General features: G+C 72.2%; 16 protein-coding genes and 2 pseudogenes. 8 read left to right on the forward strand and 10 right to left on the reverse strand.

The window, feature by feature from the left end:
* Genes IF09_RS0118715 through IF09_RS0118725 form a run of 3 tightly spaced genes read left to right on the forward strand, consistent with a single transcriptional unit; the run spans position 1 to position 2,140 of the window.
* Entirely contained in the window at positions 1-792 is a 792-nt protein-coding gene (locus tag IF09_RS0118715; protein ID WP_030297126.1) for a metal ABC transporter ATP-binding protein, read from the forward strand.
* Positions 792-1,655, forward strand: coding sequence for a metal ABC transporter permease (locus IF09_RS0118720; protein WP_030297128.1), 864 nt, complete (start codon positions 792-794; stop codon positions 1,653-1,655). Before IF09_RS0118715 ends, IF09_RS0118720 begins: the two co-directional genes overlap by 1 nt.
* A gap of 50 nt (positions 1,656-1,705) precedes the next feature.
* On the forward strand, positions 1,706-2,140 hold the full coding sequence (locus tag IF09_RS0118725; RefSeq protein WP_078613332.1) for a Fur family transcriptional regulator: 435 nt from the start codon (positions 1,706-1,708) through the stop codon (positions 2,138-2,140).
* A 77-nt stretch (positions 2,141-2,217) separates the two neighbouring features.
* On the opposite strand, the gene IF09_RS0118730 is transcribed toward IF09_RS0118725, so the two are convergent.
* The 4 genes from IF09_RS0118730 to IF09_RS0118745 all read right to left on the reverse strand — a co-directional run bounded on the left by IF09_RS0118730 (position 2,218) and on the right by IF09_RS0118745 (position 6,638).
* Positions 2,218-3,042: an isoprenyl transferase gene (locus IF09_RS0118730; RefSeq protein WP_030297131.1), complete on the reverse strand. Its 825-nt coding sequence runs from the start codon at positions 3,040-3,042 to the stop codon at positions 2,218-2,220.
* Between the two features lie 11 nt (positions 3,043-3,053).
* Positions 3,054-3,800, reverse strand: coding sequence for a DNA repair protein RecO (recO, locus tag IF09_RS0118735; RefSeq protein WP_030162779.1), 747 nt, complete (start codon positions 3,798-3,800; stop codon positions 3,054-3,056).
* 85 nt (positions 3,801-3,885) lie between these two features.
* A complete protein-coding gene (locus IF09_RS0118740) occupies positions 3,886-5,466 on the reverse strand; it encodes a nucleobase:cation symporter-2 family protein (RefSeq protein ID WP_234321062.1) in 1,581 nt (526 codons plus the stop codon).
* 476 nt (positions 5,467-5,942) lie between these two features.
* On the reverse strand, positions 5,943-6,638 hold the full coding sequence (locus IF09_RS0118745; RefSeq protein ID WP_030297137.1) for a TerB family tellurite resistance protein: 696 nt from the start codon (positions 6,636-6,638) through the stop codon (positions 5,943-5,945).
* Positions 6,639-6,925: 287 nt separating this feature from the next.
* Here IF09_RS0118745 and IF09_RS40360 point away from each other — a divergent pair, with 287 nt between their 5' ends.
* Complete coding sequence (locus IF09_RS40360; RefSeq protein WP_234321063.1) at positions 6,926-7,627, forward strand: SDR family NAD(P)-dependent oxidoreductase; 702 nt, start codon at positions 6,926-6,928, stop codon at positions 7,625-7,627.
* 59 nt (positions 7,628-7,686) lie between these two features.
* On the opposite strand, the gene leuA is transcribed toward IF09_RS40360, so the two are convergent.
* Positions 7,687-9,450 carry a 2-isopropylmalate synthase gene (leuA, locus tag IF09_RS0118755; RefSeq protein ID WP_030297139.1) on the reverse strand — a complete coding sequence of 588 codons (1,764 nt, stop codon included), beginning with the start codon at positions 9,448-9,450 and terminating at the stop codon, positions 7,687-7,689.
* Positions 9,451-9,815: 365 nt separating this feature from the next.
* Between leuA and IF09_RS0118760 the strand changes: the two genes are divergently transcribed.
* The 3 genes from IF09_RS0118760 to IF09_RS0118770 all read left to right on the forward strand — a co-directional run bounded on the left by IF09_RS0118760 (position 9,816) and on the right by IF09_RS0118770 (position 12,004).
* Positions 9,816-10,880 carry a M4 family metallopeptidase gene (locus tag IF09_RS0118760; protein WP_030297140.1) on the forward strand — a complete coding sequence of 355 codons (1,065 nt, stop codon included), beginning with the start codon at positions 9,816-9,818 and terminating at the stop codon, positions 10,878-10,880.
* A gap of 28 nt (positions 10,881-10,908) precedes the next feature.
* Positions 10,909-11,178 (forward strand): protealysin inhibitor emfourin, encoded by a 270-nt coding sequence (locus IF09_RS0118765; protein ID WP_030297142.1) that lies wholly within the window; start codon positions 10,909-10,911, stop codon positions 11,176-11,178.
* Between the two features lie 154 nt (positions 11,179-11,332).
* Positions 11,333-12,004 (forward strand): SAM-dependent methyltransferase, encoded by a 672-nt coding sequence (locus IF09_RS0118770; RefSeq protein ID WP_037635338.1) that lies wholly within the window; start codon positions 11,333-11,335, stop codon positions 12,002-12,004.
* An 85-nt stretch (positions 12,005-12,089) separates the two neighbouring features.
* Here the strand turns inward: IF09_RS0118770 and era are convergent, their stop codons facing one another.
* The 4 genes and pseudogenes from era to IF09_RS0118785 form a co-directional block, all read right to left on the reverse strand.
* Positions 12,090-13,040, reverse strand: a complete 951-nt coding sequence (era, locus tag IF09_RS47070) for a GTPase Era (protein WP_037635384.1) — start codon at positions 13,038-13,040, stop codon at positions 12,090-12,092.
* A gap of 495 nt (positions 13,041-13,535) precedes the next feature.
* Positions 13,536-13,991: pseudogene (locus IF09_RS48225) on the reverse strand (WxL protein peptidoglycan domain-containing protein); the annotation flags it as partial.
* Complete coding sequence (locus IF09_RS0118780; protein WP_037635341.1) at positions 13,988-15,289, reverse strand: beta-xylosidase; 1,302 nt, start codon at positions 15,287-15,289, stop codon at positions 13,988-13,990. The gene IF09_RS0118780 and the pseudogene IF09_RS48225, both read right to left, overlap by 4 nt.
* Before the next feature lie 142 nt (positions 15,290-15,431).
* The gene (locus tag IF09_RS0118785) at positions 15,432-16,436 is read right to left on the reverse strand and encodes a GlxA family transcriptional regulator (protein ID WP_051832631.1); all 1,005 of its coding nucleotides are present in this window, start codon (positions 16,434-16,436) and stop codon (positions 15,432-15,434) included.
* Positions 16,437-16,507: 71 nt separating this feature from the next.
* Here IF09_RS0118785 and IF09_RS0118790 point away from each other — a divergent pair, with 71 nt between their 5' ends.
* Complete coding sequence (locus IF09_RS0118790) at positions 16,508-17,818, forward strand: MFS transporter (protein WP_030297148.1); 1,311 nt, start codon at positions 16,508-16,510, stop codon at positions 17,816-17,818.
* Between the two features lie 90 nt (positions 17,819-17,908).
* Here IF09_RS0118790 and IF09_RS47080 read toward each other — a convergent pair.
* Positions 17,909-18,199 (reverse strand): annotated as a pseudogene (locus IF09_RS47080) (cytidine deaminase); the annotation flags it as partial.
* Positions 18,200-18,327: the final 128 nt, after the last annotated feature.

An 18,327-nucleotide genomic window follows, 5' to 3' on the forward strand; every position in this document is an offset into this window, starting at 1 on the left:
ATGCAGTCAACGCCCCGACAGGCTGACGAGCAGCCCGTCATATCCCTGCGCGGGGCCACGGCCTCGCTCGGCTCGCGCCCCGTGCTGCGCGGGATCGACCTCACCGTCCGCCGGGGTGAGGTCGTCGCCCTGCTCGGTGCCAACGGCTCCGGCAAGTCCACGGCCGTCCGCGCCGTCGTCGGACAGGTCCCGCTCACCGACGGCGCCCTGTCCCTCTTCGGAACGGACTTCAAGCGCTTCAGGGACTGGGCGCGCATCGGCTACGTCCCGCAGCGCACCACCGCCGCCAGCGGCGTCCCCGCCACCGTCCGCGAGGTCGTCTCCTCCGGCCGGCTGGCGCGTACCCGCTTCGGCGTCCTGCGCAAGGCCGATAGGGCCGCCGTGGAGCGGGCCCTGGCCCTGGTCGACATGGACACGCACGCCGACGTCTCGGTCAACGCCCTCTCCGGCGGCCAGCACCAGCGCGTCCTCATAGCCCGGGCACTCGCCGTCGAGCCTGAACTCCTGATCATGGACGAGCCGATGGCCGGCGTGGACCTCGCCAATCAGGAGGTCCTCGCGCACGCCCTGCGCGAGCAGGTCGCCGCCGGCTCCACCGTCCTCCTCGTCCTGCACGAGCTGGGACCGCTGGAGCCGCTCATCGACCGCGCCGTCGTCCTGCGCGACGGCTGCGTCGTCCACGACGGCCCGCCCCCGGAGGCCGTCGGCCAGCACGCCCTGCCGGGCCACGACCACGTACACCCCCACGCGGCGCACGACGCCGAGCCCCTGCGGACGGGACTGCTGAGCTGATGGACCTCCTGACCCTCGCCTTCATGCAGCGGGCCCTGATCGCCGCCGCACTGGTCGGCATCACGGCTCCCGCCATCGGCACGTACCTCGTCCAGCGCCGCCAGGCCGTCATGGGCGACGGCCTCGGCCACGTCGCCATGACCGGTGTCGCCCTCGGTTTCGTGCTCAACAGCAGCCCGGTGTGGATGGCCACGCTGGTCGCCGTCGTCGGCGCCGTCGGCATGGAGCTGATCCGCTCCCGCGGCAAGACCAGCGGGGACGTCGCCCTCGCCATGCTCTTCTACGGCGGCCTGGCCGGCGGCGTGATGATCATCAGCGCGGGGGGCGGCTCCACGGCCAGGCTCCTCAGTGCCATGTTCGGCTCGATCACCGCCGTCGCCTCCGAGGACGTCGTCGCGATGGCGTTCCTCGCCGCCTTCGTCCTCGCCGTGACCATCGGCCTGCGCAGGCAGCTCTTCGCCGTCTGCCAGGACGAGGAGTTCGCCCGGGTCACCGGCCTGCCCGTACGCGCCCTGAACCTGCTGATCGCGGTCACCGCCGCGGTCACCGTCACCGTCGCCATGCGCATCGTGGGCCTGCTGCTGGTCAGCGCCATGATGGTGATCCCGGTCGCGGCCGCCCAGCGGATCACCCGCGGTTTCGCCGCCACACTGGGCCTGGCCATCGCCCTCAGCCTCACCATCGCCGTGACCGGCACGGCGGCCACGTACTACATCGACGTCCCGTCGGGCGCCACGATCGTGCTGCTCGCGATCGGCGTCTTCATGGTGCTGACGGCCCTCTCCACCCCCCTGGCCCGGCGCCGGGCGAGGGCGGCCCGCGCCGCCGAAGAGGTGTGCACGCGGGACGACGTGAAGGTCTAGGGGCTCGGCCGCCTGGCACAATGGCGACAGGCCGATACGAGGAGGAACCGGTGGCGACTGCGCCTGGCGAGATGAATACCGCGCCAGTACGAGGACGATCCACCCGGCAGCGGGCAGCCGTGGCGGCGGCGCTGGACGAGGTGGACGAGTTCCGCAGCGCCCAGGAGCTGCACGACATGCTCAAGCACCGCGGTGACTCCGTGGGCCTGACGACCGTCTACCGCACCCTCCAGTCGCTCGCCGACGCCGGCGAGGTCGACGTGCTGCGCACCAGCGACGGCGAGTCCGTCTACCGGCGCTGTTCCACCGGGGACCACCACCATCACCTGGTCTGCCGCAAGTGCGGCAAGGCGGTCGAGGTGGAGGGCCCGGCGGTGGAGAAGTGGGCGGAGTCGATCGCGGCGGAGCACGGCTTCGTGAACGTCGCCCACACGGTGGAGGTCTTCGGCACCTGCGCCGACTGCGCGGCCTCCGCCTCCGCCTAGACCGGGCCCAGGACACGCATGACGAACCCGGCGGTGATCACACCGCCGGGTTCGTCATGGCACCGAGGGCCGGGGGATCAGGCCTTGTGGCCCGGCTCCGCCTGGTTCGGGACGGCGCCGCCGAAGCGGCGGTCGCGCTGGGCGTACTCCAGGCAGGCCGCCCACAGGTTGCGGCGGTCGAAGTCCGGCCACAGCACGTCCTGGAAGACCATCTCGGCGTACGCGCTCTGCCAGATCAGGTAGTTGGACGTGCGCTGCTCGCCGCTCGGCCGCAGGAACAGGTCGACGTCCGGCATGTCCGGGTAGTACATGTACTTCGCGAAGGTCTTCTCGTTGACCTTCGACGGGTCCAGCTTGCCCGCGGCCACGTCCCGCGCGATCGCCTGCGCCGCGTCCGCGATCTCCGCGCGGCCGCCGTAGTTCACGCAGAAGTACAAGGTCATCGCGTCGTTGTCGACGGTCTGCTCCTGGGCGACCTGGAGCTCCTGGACGACCGACTTCCACATCTTCGGCATGCGGCCGACCCAGCGGATGCGGATGCCCAGCTCGTTCATCTCGTCGCGGCGGCGCCGGATGACGTCGCGGTTGAAGTTCATCAGGAAGCGGACCTCGTCGGGCGAGCGCTTCCAGTTCTCCGTCGAGAAGGCGTACAGGGAGAGGTTCTTGACGCCCATCTCCAGGCAGCCCTTGAGCACGTCGAGCACGACGCCCTCGCCGACCTTGTGGCCCTCGGTGCGCGGCAGGCCGCGCTCCTTGGCCCAGCGGCCGTTGCCGTCCATGACCACGGCGACGTGGTTCGGGACGAGCTCGCCGGGGATCCTCGGCGGGCGCTCACCGGACGGGTGGGGCTCGGGAACCTTGTACTCCCGGCGAGAGCGTCCCAGAATCCCGCGTCGTGCCATGTGCCCAGCTCCTATTTCTCGACGTATCGCAGGGAGCGTAGCCCGCGCTCCAGATGCCAGTGCAAATAGGCGGAGACGAGCCCGCTGCCCTCCCGCACGTACCGCGCCTCGCAGGCGTCCGCATGTCCCCAGTCGCCCGTCAGCAGCGCGCTGAGCAGGGCGATGGCCTCAGACGAGGGTACGACGCTGCCGGCCACTCGGCAGTCCCCGCAGACGACCCCGCCCGCGGCGACGGAGAAGTGCCGGTTGGGGCCGTGGATCCCGCACTTCGCGCAGTCCGTGAAGCTGGGCGCGTAGCCGTTGACGGCGAGCGAGCGCAGCAGGAACGCGTCGAGGATGAGGTTCGGCTCGTGCTCCCCGCGCGAGAGCGTGCGCAGGGCGCCGATCAGCAGCAGGTACTGCTGTACGGCGGGCTCGCCCTCGTTCTCGGTGAACCGCTCGGCGGTCTCCAGCATCGCGGTGCCGGCGGTGTAGCGGGCGTAGTCGGTGACGATGCCGTTGCCGTACGGGGCGATGATCTCGGTCTGGGTGCACAGCGGGAGGCTGCGGCCGATCAGCTCGCTGCCCCGGGCGAAGAACTGCACGTCGGCGTGGGAGAAAGGTTCCAGCCCGGCGCCGAACTTGGACTTCGTCCGCCGTACTCCGCGGGCGACGGCCCGCACCCGTCCGTGGCCGCGGGTCAGCAGCGTGATGATGCGGTCCGCCTCACCCAGCTTCTGGGTGCGCAGCACGATGCCGTCGTCGCGGAACAGACTCATGCGCCCATTGTCGCCTGTGCGGGGACGGCGACGGCCCTCCGCCCGGACACGGGTCCGGACGGAGGGCCGTCGCCCCTTGGGAGGGTCAGGAGGCGGCCGGGGCCTGCTCGTCCGCGTCCGGCTTCGGTGCACCGGCGGCGACGGCGGTCACGGCGGCGCCGACCGTGGCCTCGGCCACCGTCTCGGCCTCGTCCGCCGCCTTCGCCTCGGGGGCCGCGGGGGCCTCGGACGCCTCGTCCGCTGCGCCCGCCGCGCTGTCGGCCGGACCCACCGCCTGGGCGGGCACCGCCGCCACGGCGCTGTGCGCATCGTCCTTGCCCAGCCCGTTGAAGATCAGGTTGAGCGCGATCGCGGCCGTGGCACCGAGCGTCACACCGCTGTTGAGGAGCGAGGAGAGGTCCGCGTCCATGTGGTCCTTGAACAGCACCGGAACGGTGGCCGGGAGCAGCGCGAAGGCCAGGGATACGCCCACGACCAGCGCGTTCTTCTCCTCCTTGAGGTCGACCTTGGCCAGGGTCTGGATGCCCGCCAGGGCCACCATCGCGAACATCACGGTCGCCGCGCCGCCGAGCACTCCGTGCGGGACCGCGGCGACGATCGCGGCGGCCTTCGGGATCAGCCCGAGCACGATCATGAAGACGCCCGCGGCGACCACGACGAACCGGCTCTTGACCTTGGTCATGCGGACCAGGCCGACGTTCTCGGCGAACGCCACGTACGGGAAGGAGTTGAGGACGCCGCCGAGGGCGGTCGCGGCGCCGTCGGCGCGCAGCGCGCGGGCCACGGTCTCGCTGTCGATCTCCTTGCCGACGATGTCGCCGACGGCGTACGTGTCACCGGTGGTCTCGACCATGGTGATCAGCATGACGATGAGCATCAGCAGGATCGGGAACCAGGCGAACTTCGGTGCTCCGTAGTGGAACGGGGTGGTGATGCCGATCCAGTCCGAGTGGCCCACGTCGCCGAACTTGGCATCGCCCAGCAGGAAGGCCACGGCGGTGCCGCCGACCAGGCCGAGCAGGATGGAGATGCTGGAGAGGAAGGGCTTGCCGAGCTTCATCAGGACGAGGATGAAGAGCATCGTGCCGCCGGCGTACGCGAAGTGCTTGGGGTCGCCGAAGTCGGGGCTGCCGAGGCCGCCCGCGGCGTCGTTGAGGCCCACGGGGATCAGCACGATGCCGAGGACGGTGATCACCGTGCCGGTGACGACCGGCGGGAAGAGCCTCATGATCGTACGGAAGGCCTTGGGCGGCAGCCAGGCGAAGGCGAAGGTGGCGATGCCGGCCGTGATGACCGCGCCGTAGATGACGAGCAGGCCGGCCGTCCCGCCGCCGGCTCCGAGCCCGATGGCGATCATCGGGGACACCGCGGTGAAGGTGACGCCCTGGATCAGGGGCAGTCGCGCACCGATCCGGCCGACGCCCCACGCCTGGAGGATCGAGGCGATACCGCAGGTGAACAGGTCTGCGTTGATCAGGTAGACCAGCTGCTCGGTGGTCAGGCCGAGGGCACCGCCCACGATGATCGGGACGATCACCGCACCGGCGTAGAACGCGAGTACGTGCTGGAAGCCGTACAGCGCGAGCTTGGGGAGGGGGAGCACCTCGTCGACCGGGTGCGTGCTGTGCTCTCCGTTGCCGGAAAGCCGGGCGGCGACACGTGCCATCTCTGCCTTGCCCTTCAAGAGGTAGGTGATCGAGAGGAATCTGGTTGTCCCTGGGCGAAGTGGGTCGCTATCCCGTTGGTTCGCCAGGGTTGTCAGTGCGTTCACGTGAATCGAAGCCCCGCTGTGTTACTGGCGGCGTCTCGTCGTGTGACCGGAATTGAACGCCTGTGGGGGTGCTCACAGATATCGTGGACTTCTACAAAGTGTTGACGTCTGGGGCTGCCAGATCTGTAGGTATCTCCAGTGGCGGATGTCTCCGCAAGGGCGTAACGACCCGCGGCAGCAGAGCCCATATCTGCAGGTCAAGGCCCCGGCCGGGTGTCCAGTGGGTGGACGGCCGAGGCCGGAACGCACGAATCCCCCCTCCACACAGAGTGCGAAGGGGGGCGGATTCGGTCACGGGAGGCCGGATCGTTACCTCGGCGAAGGCGTACCGAGCCCTTACCGATGCCGTACCGAGGCCGTTTCGGTCAGGGTCACGGCGCCCGGACCGCCGACAGCAGCCGGGTCACCTCGTCGGAACCCATCCGCAGCGCGGCGCCCACCGTGGCGAGCACCTCGCGCTCGGCCGGGGTGTACGGACCGTCCGCGAGGGCGATCCGGGCGCCCTGCAGCAGGATCGATTCCCGCCCGGGCGCGGCCAGGTGCGGAGCCAGCGGTTCCAGCGCCTCGTGGAGCTCTATCGCCAGCGCGGCCCCACAGCATTCGGGGCCGTCGTACAGCCCGAGCCGGCCCTCGTCGGTGGCGAGCGCCTCCACCAGGGACTCGAGCTGCTCCTCCGTGCAGTCCTGGAAGCCCGCCGTCCGTACGGCCGACACGGCGGCCTCCAGCGCGCCGCGCGAGGCGGTTCCGCCCGCCGCGAGGACGGCCAGTGTCACGGTGTGCACGGCGTCGCGCAGCAGCGCCGAGAAGCGAGTGGTGGTCAGGTGGTCGAGGACCTCGGTCTCGAAGCGCTCCCGGCAGCCCTGGCACTCGATGACGGGCCCGGCCGCTCCGCGCGGCAGCAGCGGGACGCCGAGGACGGTGAACCGGCGGCGCCCGGTCCGCCTGCGGTAGTTGCGGTCACCACCGCAGTCGGGGCAGAAGAACTCCCCGTCGCCCACGGTGCTCCAGGTGGTACGGATGCCCCAGACCGTCAGCTTCCGGCCGTCCCCACCCCGAACTGGCAGCACGTCGCACCTCCGTCACTCCCCCGTGGCCCTGCGGGCACGGGCGGGAACCCCGGCAGCTTCGCCGGGTTGGCGTGATGTTAGCCACATCGGTGAGGATGCGTCAGTCGTGTGACAAGACAACATGCGCTGCCGACCGCACTTGGCCGGTCTGCATCCCTGCCGCCGCGCCCGCGGACGTCGCGTTTTCCCTGCGCTCGCCCGCGCGAACAACACATCCTGTCTGGTCACGGGCGCGGCGAGCGGGATCGGCCGGCCACCGCCCGGCTGCTGGCCCGCTCCGGGCCCTCGTGACCGCGGCTGACATCAATGGCTCCGGCGTCGAGGAACTGCGTACGGAACTCGCCGAAGAGGGGTATGACATCACGGTCGTGGCCGGTGACGTCGCCGATCCGGAGGCCAACCGCGCGATGGTCGGGGCCCCGCTCGGGGCGTACGGACGGCTCGACGTCGCCGTGGCGAACGCCGGAGTGCTCCCTCTTTCGGATGTACGGGAGACCGGCCCGGACGACCGGGACCGGGTCATGGCGATCGAGGGCCGGGGGATGTTCCTGACCTGCAAGTACGCCATCGAGGCGATGCTGGCGCAGCCGGACCCGGGCGGGGTGCTGGTCTGCGTGTCCTCGGTGTCGGGGGTGGCGGGACAGGCCCGGCAGGGTGGGGCACCTCCCACGCCGAAGGCTGTGGGGGAGTACGGGCCGGCGAAGTGCGTGGCGTCGGGGCTGACCGAGCGCCTGGCGGTGGAGTGGGCGGCGCACGGGATCCGGGTCAATGCGGTGGCCCCCGGCACCATCCGTACGGAGCGGGTGCCGGCCCTGAAGGACGAGCCGGGCGGCCCGGAGTACCTGGCGGAGGTCTCCGCGGCCCATCCCATGGGCCGGCTCGGCGAGCCGGAGGAGGTGGCCCGGGTCATCGCCTTCCTGGCCTCCGACACGGCCTCGTTCGTGACGGGCGCGATCCTGCCGGCGGACGGCGGCTACCTGGCCCGCTGAGTCCGGGAACGGCGGAACCCCGCCCCTCGCAGGGAAGGACGGGGTTCTCGTACGAGCGGTCAGCGGCCCGCGCGGTTGACGGCGGAGATGACCGCCTTCAGGGAGGCGCGGGTGGTGTTGGCGTCGATGCCGATGCCCCACAGGACGCGGCCGTCGATCGCGCACTCGATGTACGAGGCGGCGACGGCGGAGGCGCCCTCGCTCATCGTGTGCTCGGTGTAGTCCAGCAGGCGGGCGTCGACGCCGATGCCGGCCAGCGCGTCGAAGAAGGCCGAGATCGGACCGTTGCCGGTGCCGTTCAGGACCGCCTCCACGCCGTCCACGACCGCCTCGACGGTCAGCGTGTCCGTACCGTCCTTGTCGGTGGCCGTCGAGCCCGAGCGCAGCTGGATGCGGCCCCACGGGTTCTCGGGGTTGGGCAGGTACTCGTCGCAGAAGACGTCCCAGATCGCCTTGGGCGTGACCTCGCCGCCCTCGGCGTCGGTCTTGGCCTGGATGATCCGCGAGAACTCGATCTGCATGCGGCGCGGCAGGTCCAGCTTGTGGTCGTTCTTCAGGACGTACGCGATGCCGCCCTTGCCGGACTGCGAGTTGACGCGGATGACCGCCTCGTAGGAGCGGCCGACGTCCTTCGGGTCGATCGGCAGGTACGGGACCGCCCACTCGATGTCGTCGACGGTCTTGCCCTGGGCGGCCGCGTCGGCCTCCATGGCGTCGAAGCCCTTCTTGATGGCGTCCTGGTGGGAGCCGGAGAAGGCGGTGTAGACCAGGTCGCCCGCGTAGGGGTGGCGCGGGTGGACCTCCATCTGGTTGCAGTACTCGCTGGTGCGACGGATCTCGTCGATCTGCGAGAAGTCGATCTGCGGGTCGATGCCCTGGGAGAACAGGTTCATGCCCAGCGTGATCAGGTCGACGTTGCCGGTGCGCTCGCCCTGCCCGAACAGGCAGCCCTCGATGCGGTCGGCGCCGGCCATCAGGGCCAGCTCGGCGGCGGCGACGGCGGTGCCGCGGTCGTTGTGCGGGTGCACGGAGATGCAGATGTGCTCGCGGCGGGTCAGGTTGCGGGCCATCCACTCGAAGCGGTCCGCGTGCGTGGACGGCGTCGAACGCTCCACGGTGGCGGGCAGGTTCAGGATGATCTCGCGGCCCTCGGACGGCTGCCACACGTCGCAGACGGCCTCGCAGACCTCCAGGGCGAAGTCCAGCTCGGTGTCCGTGAAGATCTCCGGGCTGTACTGGTAGCCGAAGGTGGTCTCCGGGCCCAGCAGCTTCTCGGCGTACTCCATGACCAGGCGGGTGCCGTCGACGGCGATCTGCTTGATCTGTTCCTTGGAGCCGCGGAAGACGACCCGGCGGAAGGTCGGGGCGGTCGCGTTGTACAGGTGCACGGTGGCGCGCTTGGCGCCGATCAGCGATTCGACGGTCCGCTCGATCAGGTCCTCGCGGGCCTGGGTCAGGACGGAGATGGTGACGTCGTCCGGGATCGCGCCCTCTTCGATGATGGAGCGCACGAAGGCGAAGTCCGTCTCGCCGGAGGACGGGAAGCCGACCTCGATCTCCTTGTAGCCCATGCGCACCAGCAGGTCGAACATCTCGCGCTTGCGGGCGGGGGTCATCGGGTCGATCAGCGACTGGTTGCCGTCGCGCAGGTCGGTGGAGAGCCAGCGGGGGGCCTTGGTGACGCGGGCGTCCGGCCAGGTGCGGTCCGGGATGTCCACCTGCTCGTACCGGCCGTACTTGTGGATCGGCATCCCGGAGGTCTTCTGGGTGTGCGTCGCGTTCGTGATGGGCGTGGGGCGACCGACAAAAGGCTGCTGGCTCATGGCGTTGGGCTCCTCGCGTGTCCGCGTGTAGTTCGCTGGGACGGCCGACGGCGGTCGTAAGAACCGCAACACCAAACTCCGCGGGGAGGGGGTCGGCCTACGACTACAGGCCCTCGCCGCGGCAGCTAAGGAGAAGCAGCCCGAAACGCATGATGGGCCGAGCCTAACCGAGCCGCCCCGTAACGCGAGGACTCGTTTCAGTATGCAAGACCTGGGTGTCCGATTTATACCGAATGTGAGGTCAGTCTCGTTCCTCCGCTACAGGTCCGGTCGAACCGTCAACGCGGCGCAACGGCTTTCAGACAACTGAATGAATCATGGTTGCAGGTAGTGACAGCGTCATGACCCACTGCCACATTGCCGGGATGGATGCCTCCCACGCTCACCGCCACCCCGTCTTCTGCACGGTGGTCCCGCCCCACCTGCTCGACAAGATCGCCCGGTCCGAGAACACCCGGCGCGCCGACGCCGCCCAGCGCACCCTCGAGCAGGACTCCTTCCTGCGCACCCGGCGCCGGGTCACCACCGTCCGCGGCATCGCCCCCGCGTCGGCGGCGCCCGTCTCCGACGAGCCCCGCCGGACGGTCTACGACGCCCAGCACCGCGCCCGGCTGCCCGGGAAGAAGGTGCGCGGCGAGGGCGAGGCGGCGTCCAAGGACGCCACCGTCAACCGCGCCTACGCGGGGCTCGGCGCCACGTACGAGCTGTTCCTGAAGGGTTTCGGCCGCCACTCGATCGACGATTCCGGGCTGGCCCTGGATGCGAGCGTCCACTACGGCGAGGACTACAACAACGCCTTCTGGGACGGGCAGCAGATGGTCTTCGGCGACGGGGACGGGGACCTCTTCCTCGACTTCACCGTGGCGGTGGACGTCATCGGCCACGAGCTCGCCCACGGGGTCACCCAGTACACGGCGAACCTGGAGTACCACGGGCAGTCGGGTGCGCTGAACGAGTCGATGTCCGACGTCTTCGGGTCGCTGATCAAGCAGTACTCGCTCGGCCAGACGGCCGAGGACGCGGACTGGCTGATCGGCGCCGGGCTGCTGGGTCCGAACGTCAGCGGGGTCGCGCTGCGCTCGATGAAGGCGCCGGGCACGGCGTACGACGACGACGAGCTCGGCAAGGACCCGCAGCCGGCGACGATGGACGACTACGTGGACACCGCGCGGGACAACGGCGGGGTGCACATCAACTCCGGCATCCCGAACCACGCGTTCTACCTCGTGGCCACCGAACTCGGCGGCAAGGCGTGGGAGCGCGCCGGGCGGATCTGGTACGACACGCTCACGGGCGGCGAGCTGGCCTCGGACGCGGACTTCAAGGACTTCGCCCGGCTGTCGGTGGCCGCCGCGGTGGCCCGGTACGGGGACGGCGGCGCGGAGCACCAGGCGCTGCAGAAGGCATGGTCGACGGTCGGGCTGGGGTAGCCGGCCCATCCGCGGTAGAAAAGCGGGCATGCGGATTCTGGTGGTGCGGACGGGCGGCTTCGCGGGCATCGAGCGCCGGGCCGAGGTGGACACCTCGGGGCGGCCCGACGAGGACGAGTGGCAGGCCCTGGCCCGGCTGGCGCTGCGGCCCGTCCCGGCCGCGCCGGGGTCGGACCGGGTACGGGACGGGTTCTCGTACCAGATCACCGTCGACGGAAGGACGGTCTCCTGTCAGGAGCCGAACCTGTCGGGGGCGCAGCGGACGCTGATCTCCCGGCTGCTGAAGGAAGGCGCCTGAGCCGGGCGCCTTCGCCTTCGGACGGGTGGCCGAATCCAGCCCTTCGCGGTCACGGACGCTCCGCCCGGTTTGCCGGACCGGCAACAAGGTTTGCCCGGCGGGCGGGGCGCGCGCAGCATCGGTCGCATCGGCACCCGTACCGGAAGAGGAAGCCATGACCGAGCACGCGCACGCACACACGCACTCCCACCACTCCCCCGCATCCGGGGCGTCGGCGGGCGAGGAGTTCTGGGACGGCCGCTACGGCGAGAGCGACCGCATCTGGAGCGGCGAGGCCAACGCCATGCTGGTGCACGAGGTGTCCGGCCTCGCCCCCGGGCGGGCCCTGGACCTCGGCTGCGGGGAGGGTGCCGACGCCGTCTGGCTGGCCCGCCGCGGATGGACCGTCACCGGGACCGACATCTCCGGGGTCGCCCTCGGCCGGGCCGCCGAGCACGCCGCGGACGCCGGGGTCGCGGACCGCGCGACCTGGGAGCGGCACGATCTGACCGAGTCCTTCCCGGAGGGGGAGTTCGACCTCGTGTCGGCCTGCTTCCTGCACAACTACGGGGACTTCCCCCGTGACCGCGTCCTGCGCAGCGCCGCCGCGGCCGTGGCCCCCGGCGGCACGCTGCTGGTCGTCGGGCACGCGGGCTGGGCGCCCTGGCAGCAGGACCGGGAGGAGGCCCACTTCCCGACGCCGCAGGAGGTGGTCGCGCAGCTGGAGCCGGTCACGGCGGGCTGGGAGGTCCTGCGGGCCGAGGAGACAGAACGGATCCAGAACCAGCCCGACGGCACGCCCGGGACCCGCACGGACAACGTGGTGCGGATGCGCCGGCCGGCGTAGCGGCTCGTCCGGCCCGGCCCCCTGCCGGGGTGCCGGGCCGGGACGCCGGACGGAGTTCGGCGCGTGAAGAAGGAAGAAGACGGAATCAGAAGCCGAGCTTGCGCAGCTGCTTGGGGTCGCGCTGCCAGTCCTTCGCGACCTTCACGTGCAGGTCGAGGAAGACCGGGGTGCCGAGCAGCGCTTCGATGTGCTTGCGCGACTTCATCCCGACCTCCTTCAGCCGGGAGCCCTTCGGGCCGATGATGATGCCCTTCTGGCTCGGCCGCTCGATGTAGACGTTCGCGTGGATGTCCAGCAGCGGCCGGTCCGCCGGGCGGTTCTCCCGCGGGATCATCTCCTCGACGACCACGGCGATGGAGTGCGGGAGCTCGTCCCGTACGCCCTCCAGCGCGGCCTCGCGGATCAGCTCCGCGACCATCACCATCTCGGGCTCGTCGGTGAGGTCGCCCTCGGGGTACAGCGGCGGGCTCTCGGGCAGCAGCGGCGCGATCAGGTCGGCCAGGAGCTGGACCTGGGTGTCGCCGACCGCCGAGACGGGGACGATCTCGGCCCACTCGATGCCGAGCTCCGCGCCGAGCTGGTGGATCGCGAGGAGCTGCTCGGCCAGGGCCTTGGAGTCGACGAGGTCGGTCTTCGTCACGATGGCGATCTTGGGGGTCTTCTTGATCCCCGCGAGCTCCTTCGCGATGAACTTGTCACCGGGACCCAGCTTCTGGTCGGCCGGCAGGCAGAAGCCGATGACGTCGACCTCGGCCCAAGTGGTCCGTACGACGTCGTTGAGCCGCTCACCGAGGAGCGTGCGCGGCTTGTGGAGACCGGGCGTGTCGACCAGTACGAGCTGCGCGTCGGGGCGGTGCACGATGCCGCGGACGGTGTGGCGGGTGGTCTGCGGCCGGTTGGAGGTGATCGCGACCTTGGTGCCCACGAGTGCGTTGGTCAGGGTCGACTTCCCCGCGTTGGGGCGGCCGACGAAGCAGGCGAAGCCCGCACGGTGCGGGCTGGTGGACTCGGGGGAACGATCGCTCATACGGGCCATTCTCCCCGATGCGGGTCCCACCGCCGACCAGGCTGCCGCGACGAGGGTCAGGGCGCCCGCGAGCAGGGCCGCCAGCGGGGGCCGGGCGCAGTAGGACGCGGCGGCCCGGGCGACGGCTCCCCCGGCCTCGGCGCGCACCGTGACCTCGGCCCATTCGACGGCGGGCGGGTGCTCCCACCTGGTGCTCAGCCGGACTTCCTGGCCGGGCAGCAGTTCGGCGGGCAGCCCGGTGAGCTCGCGGCCGAGGAGGTGCCGGCCGAGGGTCCCGGAGGCGGAGAGGGTGGCGCGGGGGCGCAGGGTGACGTTGCCGAGGTTGCGGAGCGTGTACGAGACCCCGGTCCCGGAAGCCCGCAGGTCCTCGACGGCCAGCGCGGGGGCGGTGGGGCCGGCCACCCGCAGGTACAGCCGGGCGGCGACGGCCTGTTGGACGCCGATGCCCCGGGCGGGGGCGGCGGCGCCGTCCGCGTTCTCCTCGAGGGCGACGATGGCGCCGGGGTGGTCGCCCGGTTCCGCCCGGTCGGGGACGGTGAGGGTGAAGCCGACGCTCACCGCTGCGCGGGCCGGTACGGTGACCCGCTCCTGCGCGAGCCGCGCCCAGGCGGCGGTGGCGCGGCGCGGCTCGTCGGGGCCGCGGAGCGCGAAACCGCCGTCGCGGGCGGTGTTGTACGCGTCGGCGGCGTAGAGCCGGAAGGTGCGGGGGCGGTCGGTGCGGTTGGTGACGGTGACGGCGTCGATGAGGGCCTGGCCGGGGGCGGCGGCGAGGTAGAAGTACGGCCGCCGGGTCACTGCGTTGGCGGCGGGCGTGACGGCCCACTGCCCGTGGTCGGCGGCCACTGCCGTCCCGCCGGGCAGCAGCAACAGGACGGCGCCGAGCACCGGGACCCACGACCGCCCCCGCGAGAACGGGAACCGGGGCGGGAACCGGGGCGGGAACCGGGGGGCGGGTCTCACGAGAGGGTGAGGGTCAGGACTGCCGTGTACGCGCCCGGCGGGGTGTACGGGGGGACCGTGAGGGTGACCCTCGCGTCGATCGTGAACGTCCCGCCCGCCAGCTCCGCATCGGGCGCCGACGCGAGCACCGCCCCCTCCGGCCCCACCGCCCCCGCGCTGCCCGCCACGCACCGGCTCGGGCCGCCTGCCAGGGCCGTGCAGGAGGGGGTCCAGCTCAGCGAGGCCCCCGGGATCCGGACCCCGCCCGGGCCGGTGAAGTCCGTGACCTTGCCGGTCAGCGACCACCCCGCCGGTCCGCCCCGCGCGTCCTTGACCGTGACCGTGCCGATCCGGCCGGGGGCCGCGCCGCCCTCCCCGTACGGGACCGCTCCCAGCGTGATCGACGCGCCCGCCTGGCTCATCGTCAGTGCGCCCGGCTCCACCACGGCCGTCACCTGCTGCGTACCGACAGGCGCGGCCGCGATGACCGTGTACGCCGCCGGTCCCGAGCCCGCCTGCGCCGACCACGCCGTCCCCTCGTACGCCACCACGGCCGTCGTCGCCCTGTCCGTGACCGCCAGCTCCGCCAGGACCTCGCCCCGCGCGTCCGCCGTGGCCGCCGCCCGGTCCGCGGTCTCGGCGGCGCCCGCCCGGCCGGTCACCGTCACGGCCGCGCCCGGGGCGAAGCCGGCGCCCGTGACCTTGACCTTGGCGCCCGGGTTCCCGTACGCCGCGCCCAGCGTGACCGACCGCAGGTTGGCCCGGGTGGGGGTCCCCCCAGCGGTAGCCGGGGGAGGGCTCGCGGTGAGCCGTTCCGACACCGGCGCCCCGGTGACGGCGCAGGCGGTGTCCAGGTCCAGCAGGTGGCTGGTGTGCAGCGTGTAGCCGCCCGGGGCCAGGGTGATCCCGCCCTGCGCGGTCACGGTGAACGTGCCGGTCATGGTGACGGCGGGCAGCCCCGCACCCGCCTGGACGGGATCGTTCCGCTTCGGCCCCACGACGGTGACCTCACCGCCCTGCGCACCCCCCAGCAGGATCCTTCCGGTCGGGGTCAGCACATCGGCCGGCAGTTCGGCCCCGAGCGGGTTCACGGCGGGGGTCCGGGTCACCTGGTACGTCACGGTGACCGTGTCGCCGACCTTCGGCGCCGGGTCGTCGACGGTGATCCGGGCGGTGGTCGGCCCGTCGGCGGGCGGGAGTCCGGCCTCCTGCGGCGGCAGGCAGTGCGTCGGGAACTCCACCTGCCCGGACGGCGTCTCCCCTTGCGCCGCGGCGGGCGGGCTCAGCGCGCCCCCGGTCGTCGCCGCGAGCACGGCCATGCCGACGGCCGCCGACCATCCCCTGCTGCCCGCCCGTGTTCGCACGGCCCGCCCCCTGGGTTCCCTCGCGCCGACAGGGGGCCATTCACGAGCGGGCGGCGGGAGAAGTCAATGCACGGACCCGGCATCAACTGATGGCCCATCAGGAGACGGCAGACTCCCCGGCGCGCTCCCCATGCCCACCGGCCGCGCGGAACGTGCGCCGGTACGCCGTCGGGCTCACCCCCAGCGCCGCCTGCACGTGCTTGCGCAGCGACTGCGCCGTCCCGAACCCCGCCTCCCGCGCCACCCGTTCCATCGGCAGGTCCGTCCGCTCCAGCAGCCGCCGGGCCCGCTCCACCCGCTGGCCGACGATCCACTCGCCGGGGCTGACGCCGGACTCCTCCCGGAACCGGCGCGTGAACGTCCGGACCGACATGGCCTCCTGCCGGGCCAGGTCGACCAGCCGCACCGGCTCGTGCAGCCGGTCCAGCACCCATGCGCGGGCCGCCGCCGTACTGGCCAGATGCGGCTGCGGCACCGGGCGGTCGATGAACTGGGCCTGCCCGCCGTCCCGGTGCGGCGGCACGACGGTCCGCCGGGCCACGTCGTTGGCGACGGCCGCGCCGTGGTCGCGGCGCAGGATGTGAAGGCACAGGTCGATGCCTGCGGCGACCCCGGCCGAGGTCAGCACGTCCCCGTCGTCGGTGTAGAGCACGCCGGCGTCGACGCGTACGGCCGGGAAGAGCCGCTGGAAGTGCTCGGCGTGGGCCCAGTGCGTGGTGGCCGGGCGGCCGTCCAGGAAGCCGGCGGCGGCCAGCACGTATCCGCCCGTGCAGATGGAGACGAGCCGCGTCCCGGCCCGGATGTGCGCGAGCGCCGCGGCGAGCTCGTCGCTCAGCCGGCCGTCCTCGTACACGGGGCCCAGCTCGTACGAGGCGGGCACCACCACGGTGTCGGCCGTGGCCAGCAGCTCCGGGCCGTGCTCGACCTGGACCGCGAAATCGGCGTCGGTGCGCACCGGCCCGGGGGCGAGGGCGCAGGTGAGGATCTCGTACAGCGGCTCTCCGGCGGGATCCTTGGCGCGGCCGAAGATCCGGTGCGGGATGCCGAGCTCGAAGGGCAGCAGCCCGGTGAGCGCGAGGACGACGACGCGGTGAGGAGCCATGGCCCAATCGTATCGAAGGGTGTCGGTCAGGCCACTGTCCTACGGGGCCCTCCGGGCCGGAAGCTTTCTGCGTGACGCAGACAGCCCCCAACCCCGCCCCCGCCCCCGCCTCCACCGCCCCGGCGCCGACCGCCCCCGGGCGCATCCACCGCGCCTGGTTCGTCGCGGCCGTCGCCTTCGTGACGATCATCGGCGCCGCCGCCTTCGCCTCCCTGCCCGGACTGCTCATCGAGCCGCTGCACGAGGAGTTCGGCTGGTCGCGCGGCACGATCGGCTTCGCCGTCTCGGTGAACCTCGCGCTGTACGGGCTCACCGCACCCTTCGCCGCCGCGCTGATGGACCGCTTCGGCATCCGCAAGGTGGTGGCCCTGGCCCTGCTGGTCATATCCGGCGGCACGGTGGCCACCCTGTGGATGACGGCGTCCTGGCAGCTGGTGCTGTTCTGGGGCGTGCTGGTGGGCCTGGGCAGCGGCTCCATGGCCCTGGCCTTCGCCGCTACGGTGACCAACCGCTGGTTCACCGCCCGGCGCGGGCTCGTCACCGGCATCCTGACCGCGGCCGGGGCCTCCGGTCAGCTGATCTTCCTGCCGCTGCTGTCCTGGCTGGTGGTGCACCACGGCTGGCGTCCGGCGGCCGTGACGGTGGCGCTGGCGGCGCTGGTGGTCGTCCCGTTCGTCTGGCTGCTGCTGCGCGACCACCCGGCCGACGTGGGGCTCGCGCCGTACGGGGGCACCTACGCCGAGAAGCCCGCACCGGCCCCGGGAGCGGCGCGCCGCGCGGTGACGGTGCTGTTCAAGGCGGCCCGGACCGGCCCCTTCTGGCTGCTGGCCGGCACCTTCGCGATCTGCGGGGCCTCGACCAACGGGCTGGTCAAGACACACTTCGTGCCGGCGGCGCACGACCACGGCATGCCGGTGACGGCGGCCGCCGGACTGCTCGCGGTGATCGGCGTGTTCGACGTGGTCGGCACCATTGCCTCCGGCTGGTTCACCGACCGCTTCGAGGCGCGCCGCCTGCTGGCGGTGTACTACGCGCTGCGCGGTGTCTCGCTGATGTTCCTGCCGATGCTGCTGGCGCCGTCCGTGCACCCGCCGATGCTCTTCTTCATCGTCTTCTACGGGCTGGACTGGGTCGCGACCGTCCCCCCGACCATCGCGCTCTGCCGCGAGCACTACGGCGAGGACAGCGCGATCGTCTTCGGCTGGGTCCTGGCCTCGCACCAGGTGGGCGCGGCGGTGGTGGCCTTCCTGGGCGGCCTGGCCCGCGACGCCTTCGGCTCGTACGACCTGGTCTGGTACGCCTCGGGCGCGCTCTGCGCGATGGCCGCGCTGATGGCGATGGTGATCCGCCGCCGCCCTGCCACACCCGCCGCCGCGGGGTAGACAGGGCCCGCGCGGGCCCCGCCCGGCAGACCGGAAGCCGGGGCCGGCCCGGGCGGGGCGGGGCGGGGCGGGGCGGGGCGGGGCGGGGCGGGGCGGGGCGGGGTCGCGGACCGCCGCGCGGTCGGCGTCGGCCACCGCCTGCGCCGAGCTGACCACGGCCGCGGCCTCCAGGGACTCGGCCCCGCTCGCCACCGCCATCGCGACCGCCGTCTGCAGCGCGCTCAGCTTCAGGGAGTCGAGCTCCACCGTCCCGGCGACGTACGTACGGCCCGTCTCGTCCCGCACCGCAGCGCCCTCGGGCACCCCGTTGCGGGCCCGGGCGCTGCGCGCCAGCGTGATGATCTTGCTGTCCTCGGGGTTGATCCCGGTGGTGTCGGTCATGGGCGAAAGCATATGGAGCGTCTCGGCAGGGCCGCACAACGGCCCTGCCGAGACGCTCTCCCCTCCGCCCCCGCTTTCCCCCGCAATCTCGTGCCACGCGGGACCAAACCCAAGCGCCCCCTGGGGAA

The organism is Streptomyces katrae (assembly GCF_000717655.1).
Taxonomy (GTDB): domain Bacteria; phylum Actinomycetota; class Actinomycetes; order Streptomycetales; family Streptomycetaceae; genus Streptomyces; species Streptomyces katrae_B.

Coding starts and splice junctions, on each gene's coding strand:
- IF09_RS0118780 (WP_037635341.1), bottom strand. CDS start 15,289: ATGGCCGTGCTCGCGGCGACGACCGGGGGCGCGCTGAGCCCGCCCGCC.
- IF09_RS0118740 (WP_234321062.1), bottom strand. CDS start 5,466: ATGGCACGTGTCGCCGCCCGGCTTTCCGGCAACGGAGAGCACAGCACG.
- IF09_RS0118715 (WP_030297126.1), top strand. CDS start 1: ATGCAGTCAACGCCCCGACAGGCTGACGAGCAGCCCGTCATATCCCTG.
- IF09_RS0118720 (WP_030297128.1), top strand. CDS start 792: ATGGACCTCCTGACCCTCGCCTTCATGCAGCGGGCCCTGATCGCCGCC.
- IF09_RS0118730 (WP_030297131.1), bottom strand. CDS start 3,042: ATGGCACGACGCGGGATTCTGGGACGCTCTCGCCGGGAGTACAAGGTT.
- recO (WP_030162779.1), bottom strand. CDS start 3,800: ATGAGTCTGTTCCGCGACGACGGCATCGTGCTGCGCACCCAGAAGCTG.
- IF09_RS0118765 (WP_030297142.1), top strand. CDS start 10,909: ATGCGGATTCTGGTGGTGCGGACGGGCGGCTTCGCGGGCATCGAGCGC.
- IF09_RS0118770 (WP_037635338.1), top strand. CDS start 11,333: ATGACCGAGCACGCGCACGCACACACGCACTCCCACCACTCCCCCGCA.
- IF09_RS0118760 (WP_030297140.1), top strand. CDS start 9,816: ATGGATGCCTCCCACGCTCACCGCCACCCCGTCTTCTGCACGGTGGTC.
- era (WP_037635384.1), bottom strand. CDS start 13,040: ATGGCCCGTATGAGCGATCGTTCCCCCGAGTCCACCAGCCCGCACCGT.
- IF09_RS0118785 (WP_051832631.1), bottom strand. CDS start 16,436: ATGGCTCCTCACCGCGTCGTCGTCCTCGCGCTCACCGGGCTGCTGCCC.
- leuA (WP_030297139.1), bottom strand. CDS start 9,450: ATGAGCCAGCAGCCTTTTGTCGGTCGCCCCACGCCCATCACGAACGCG.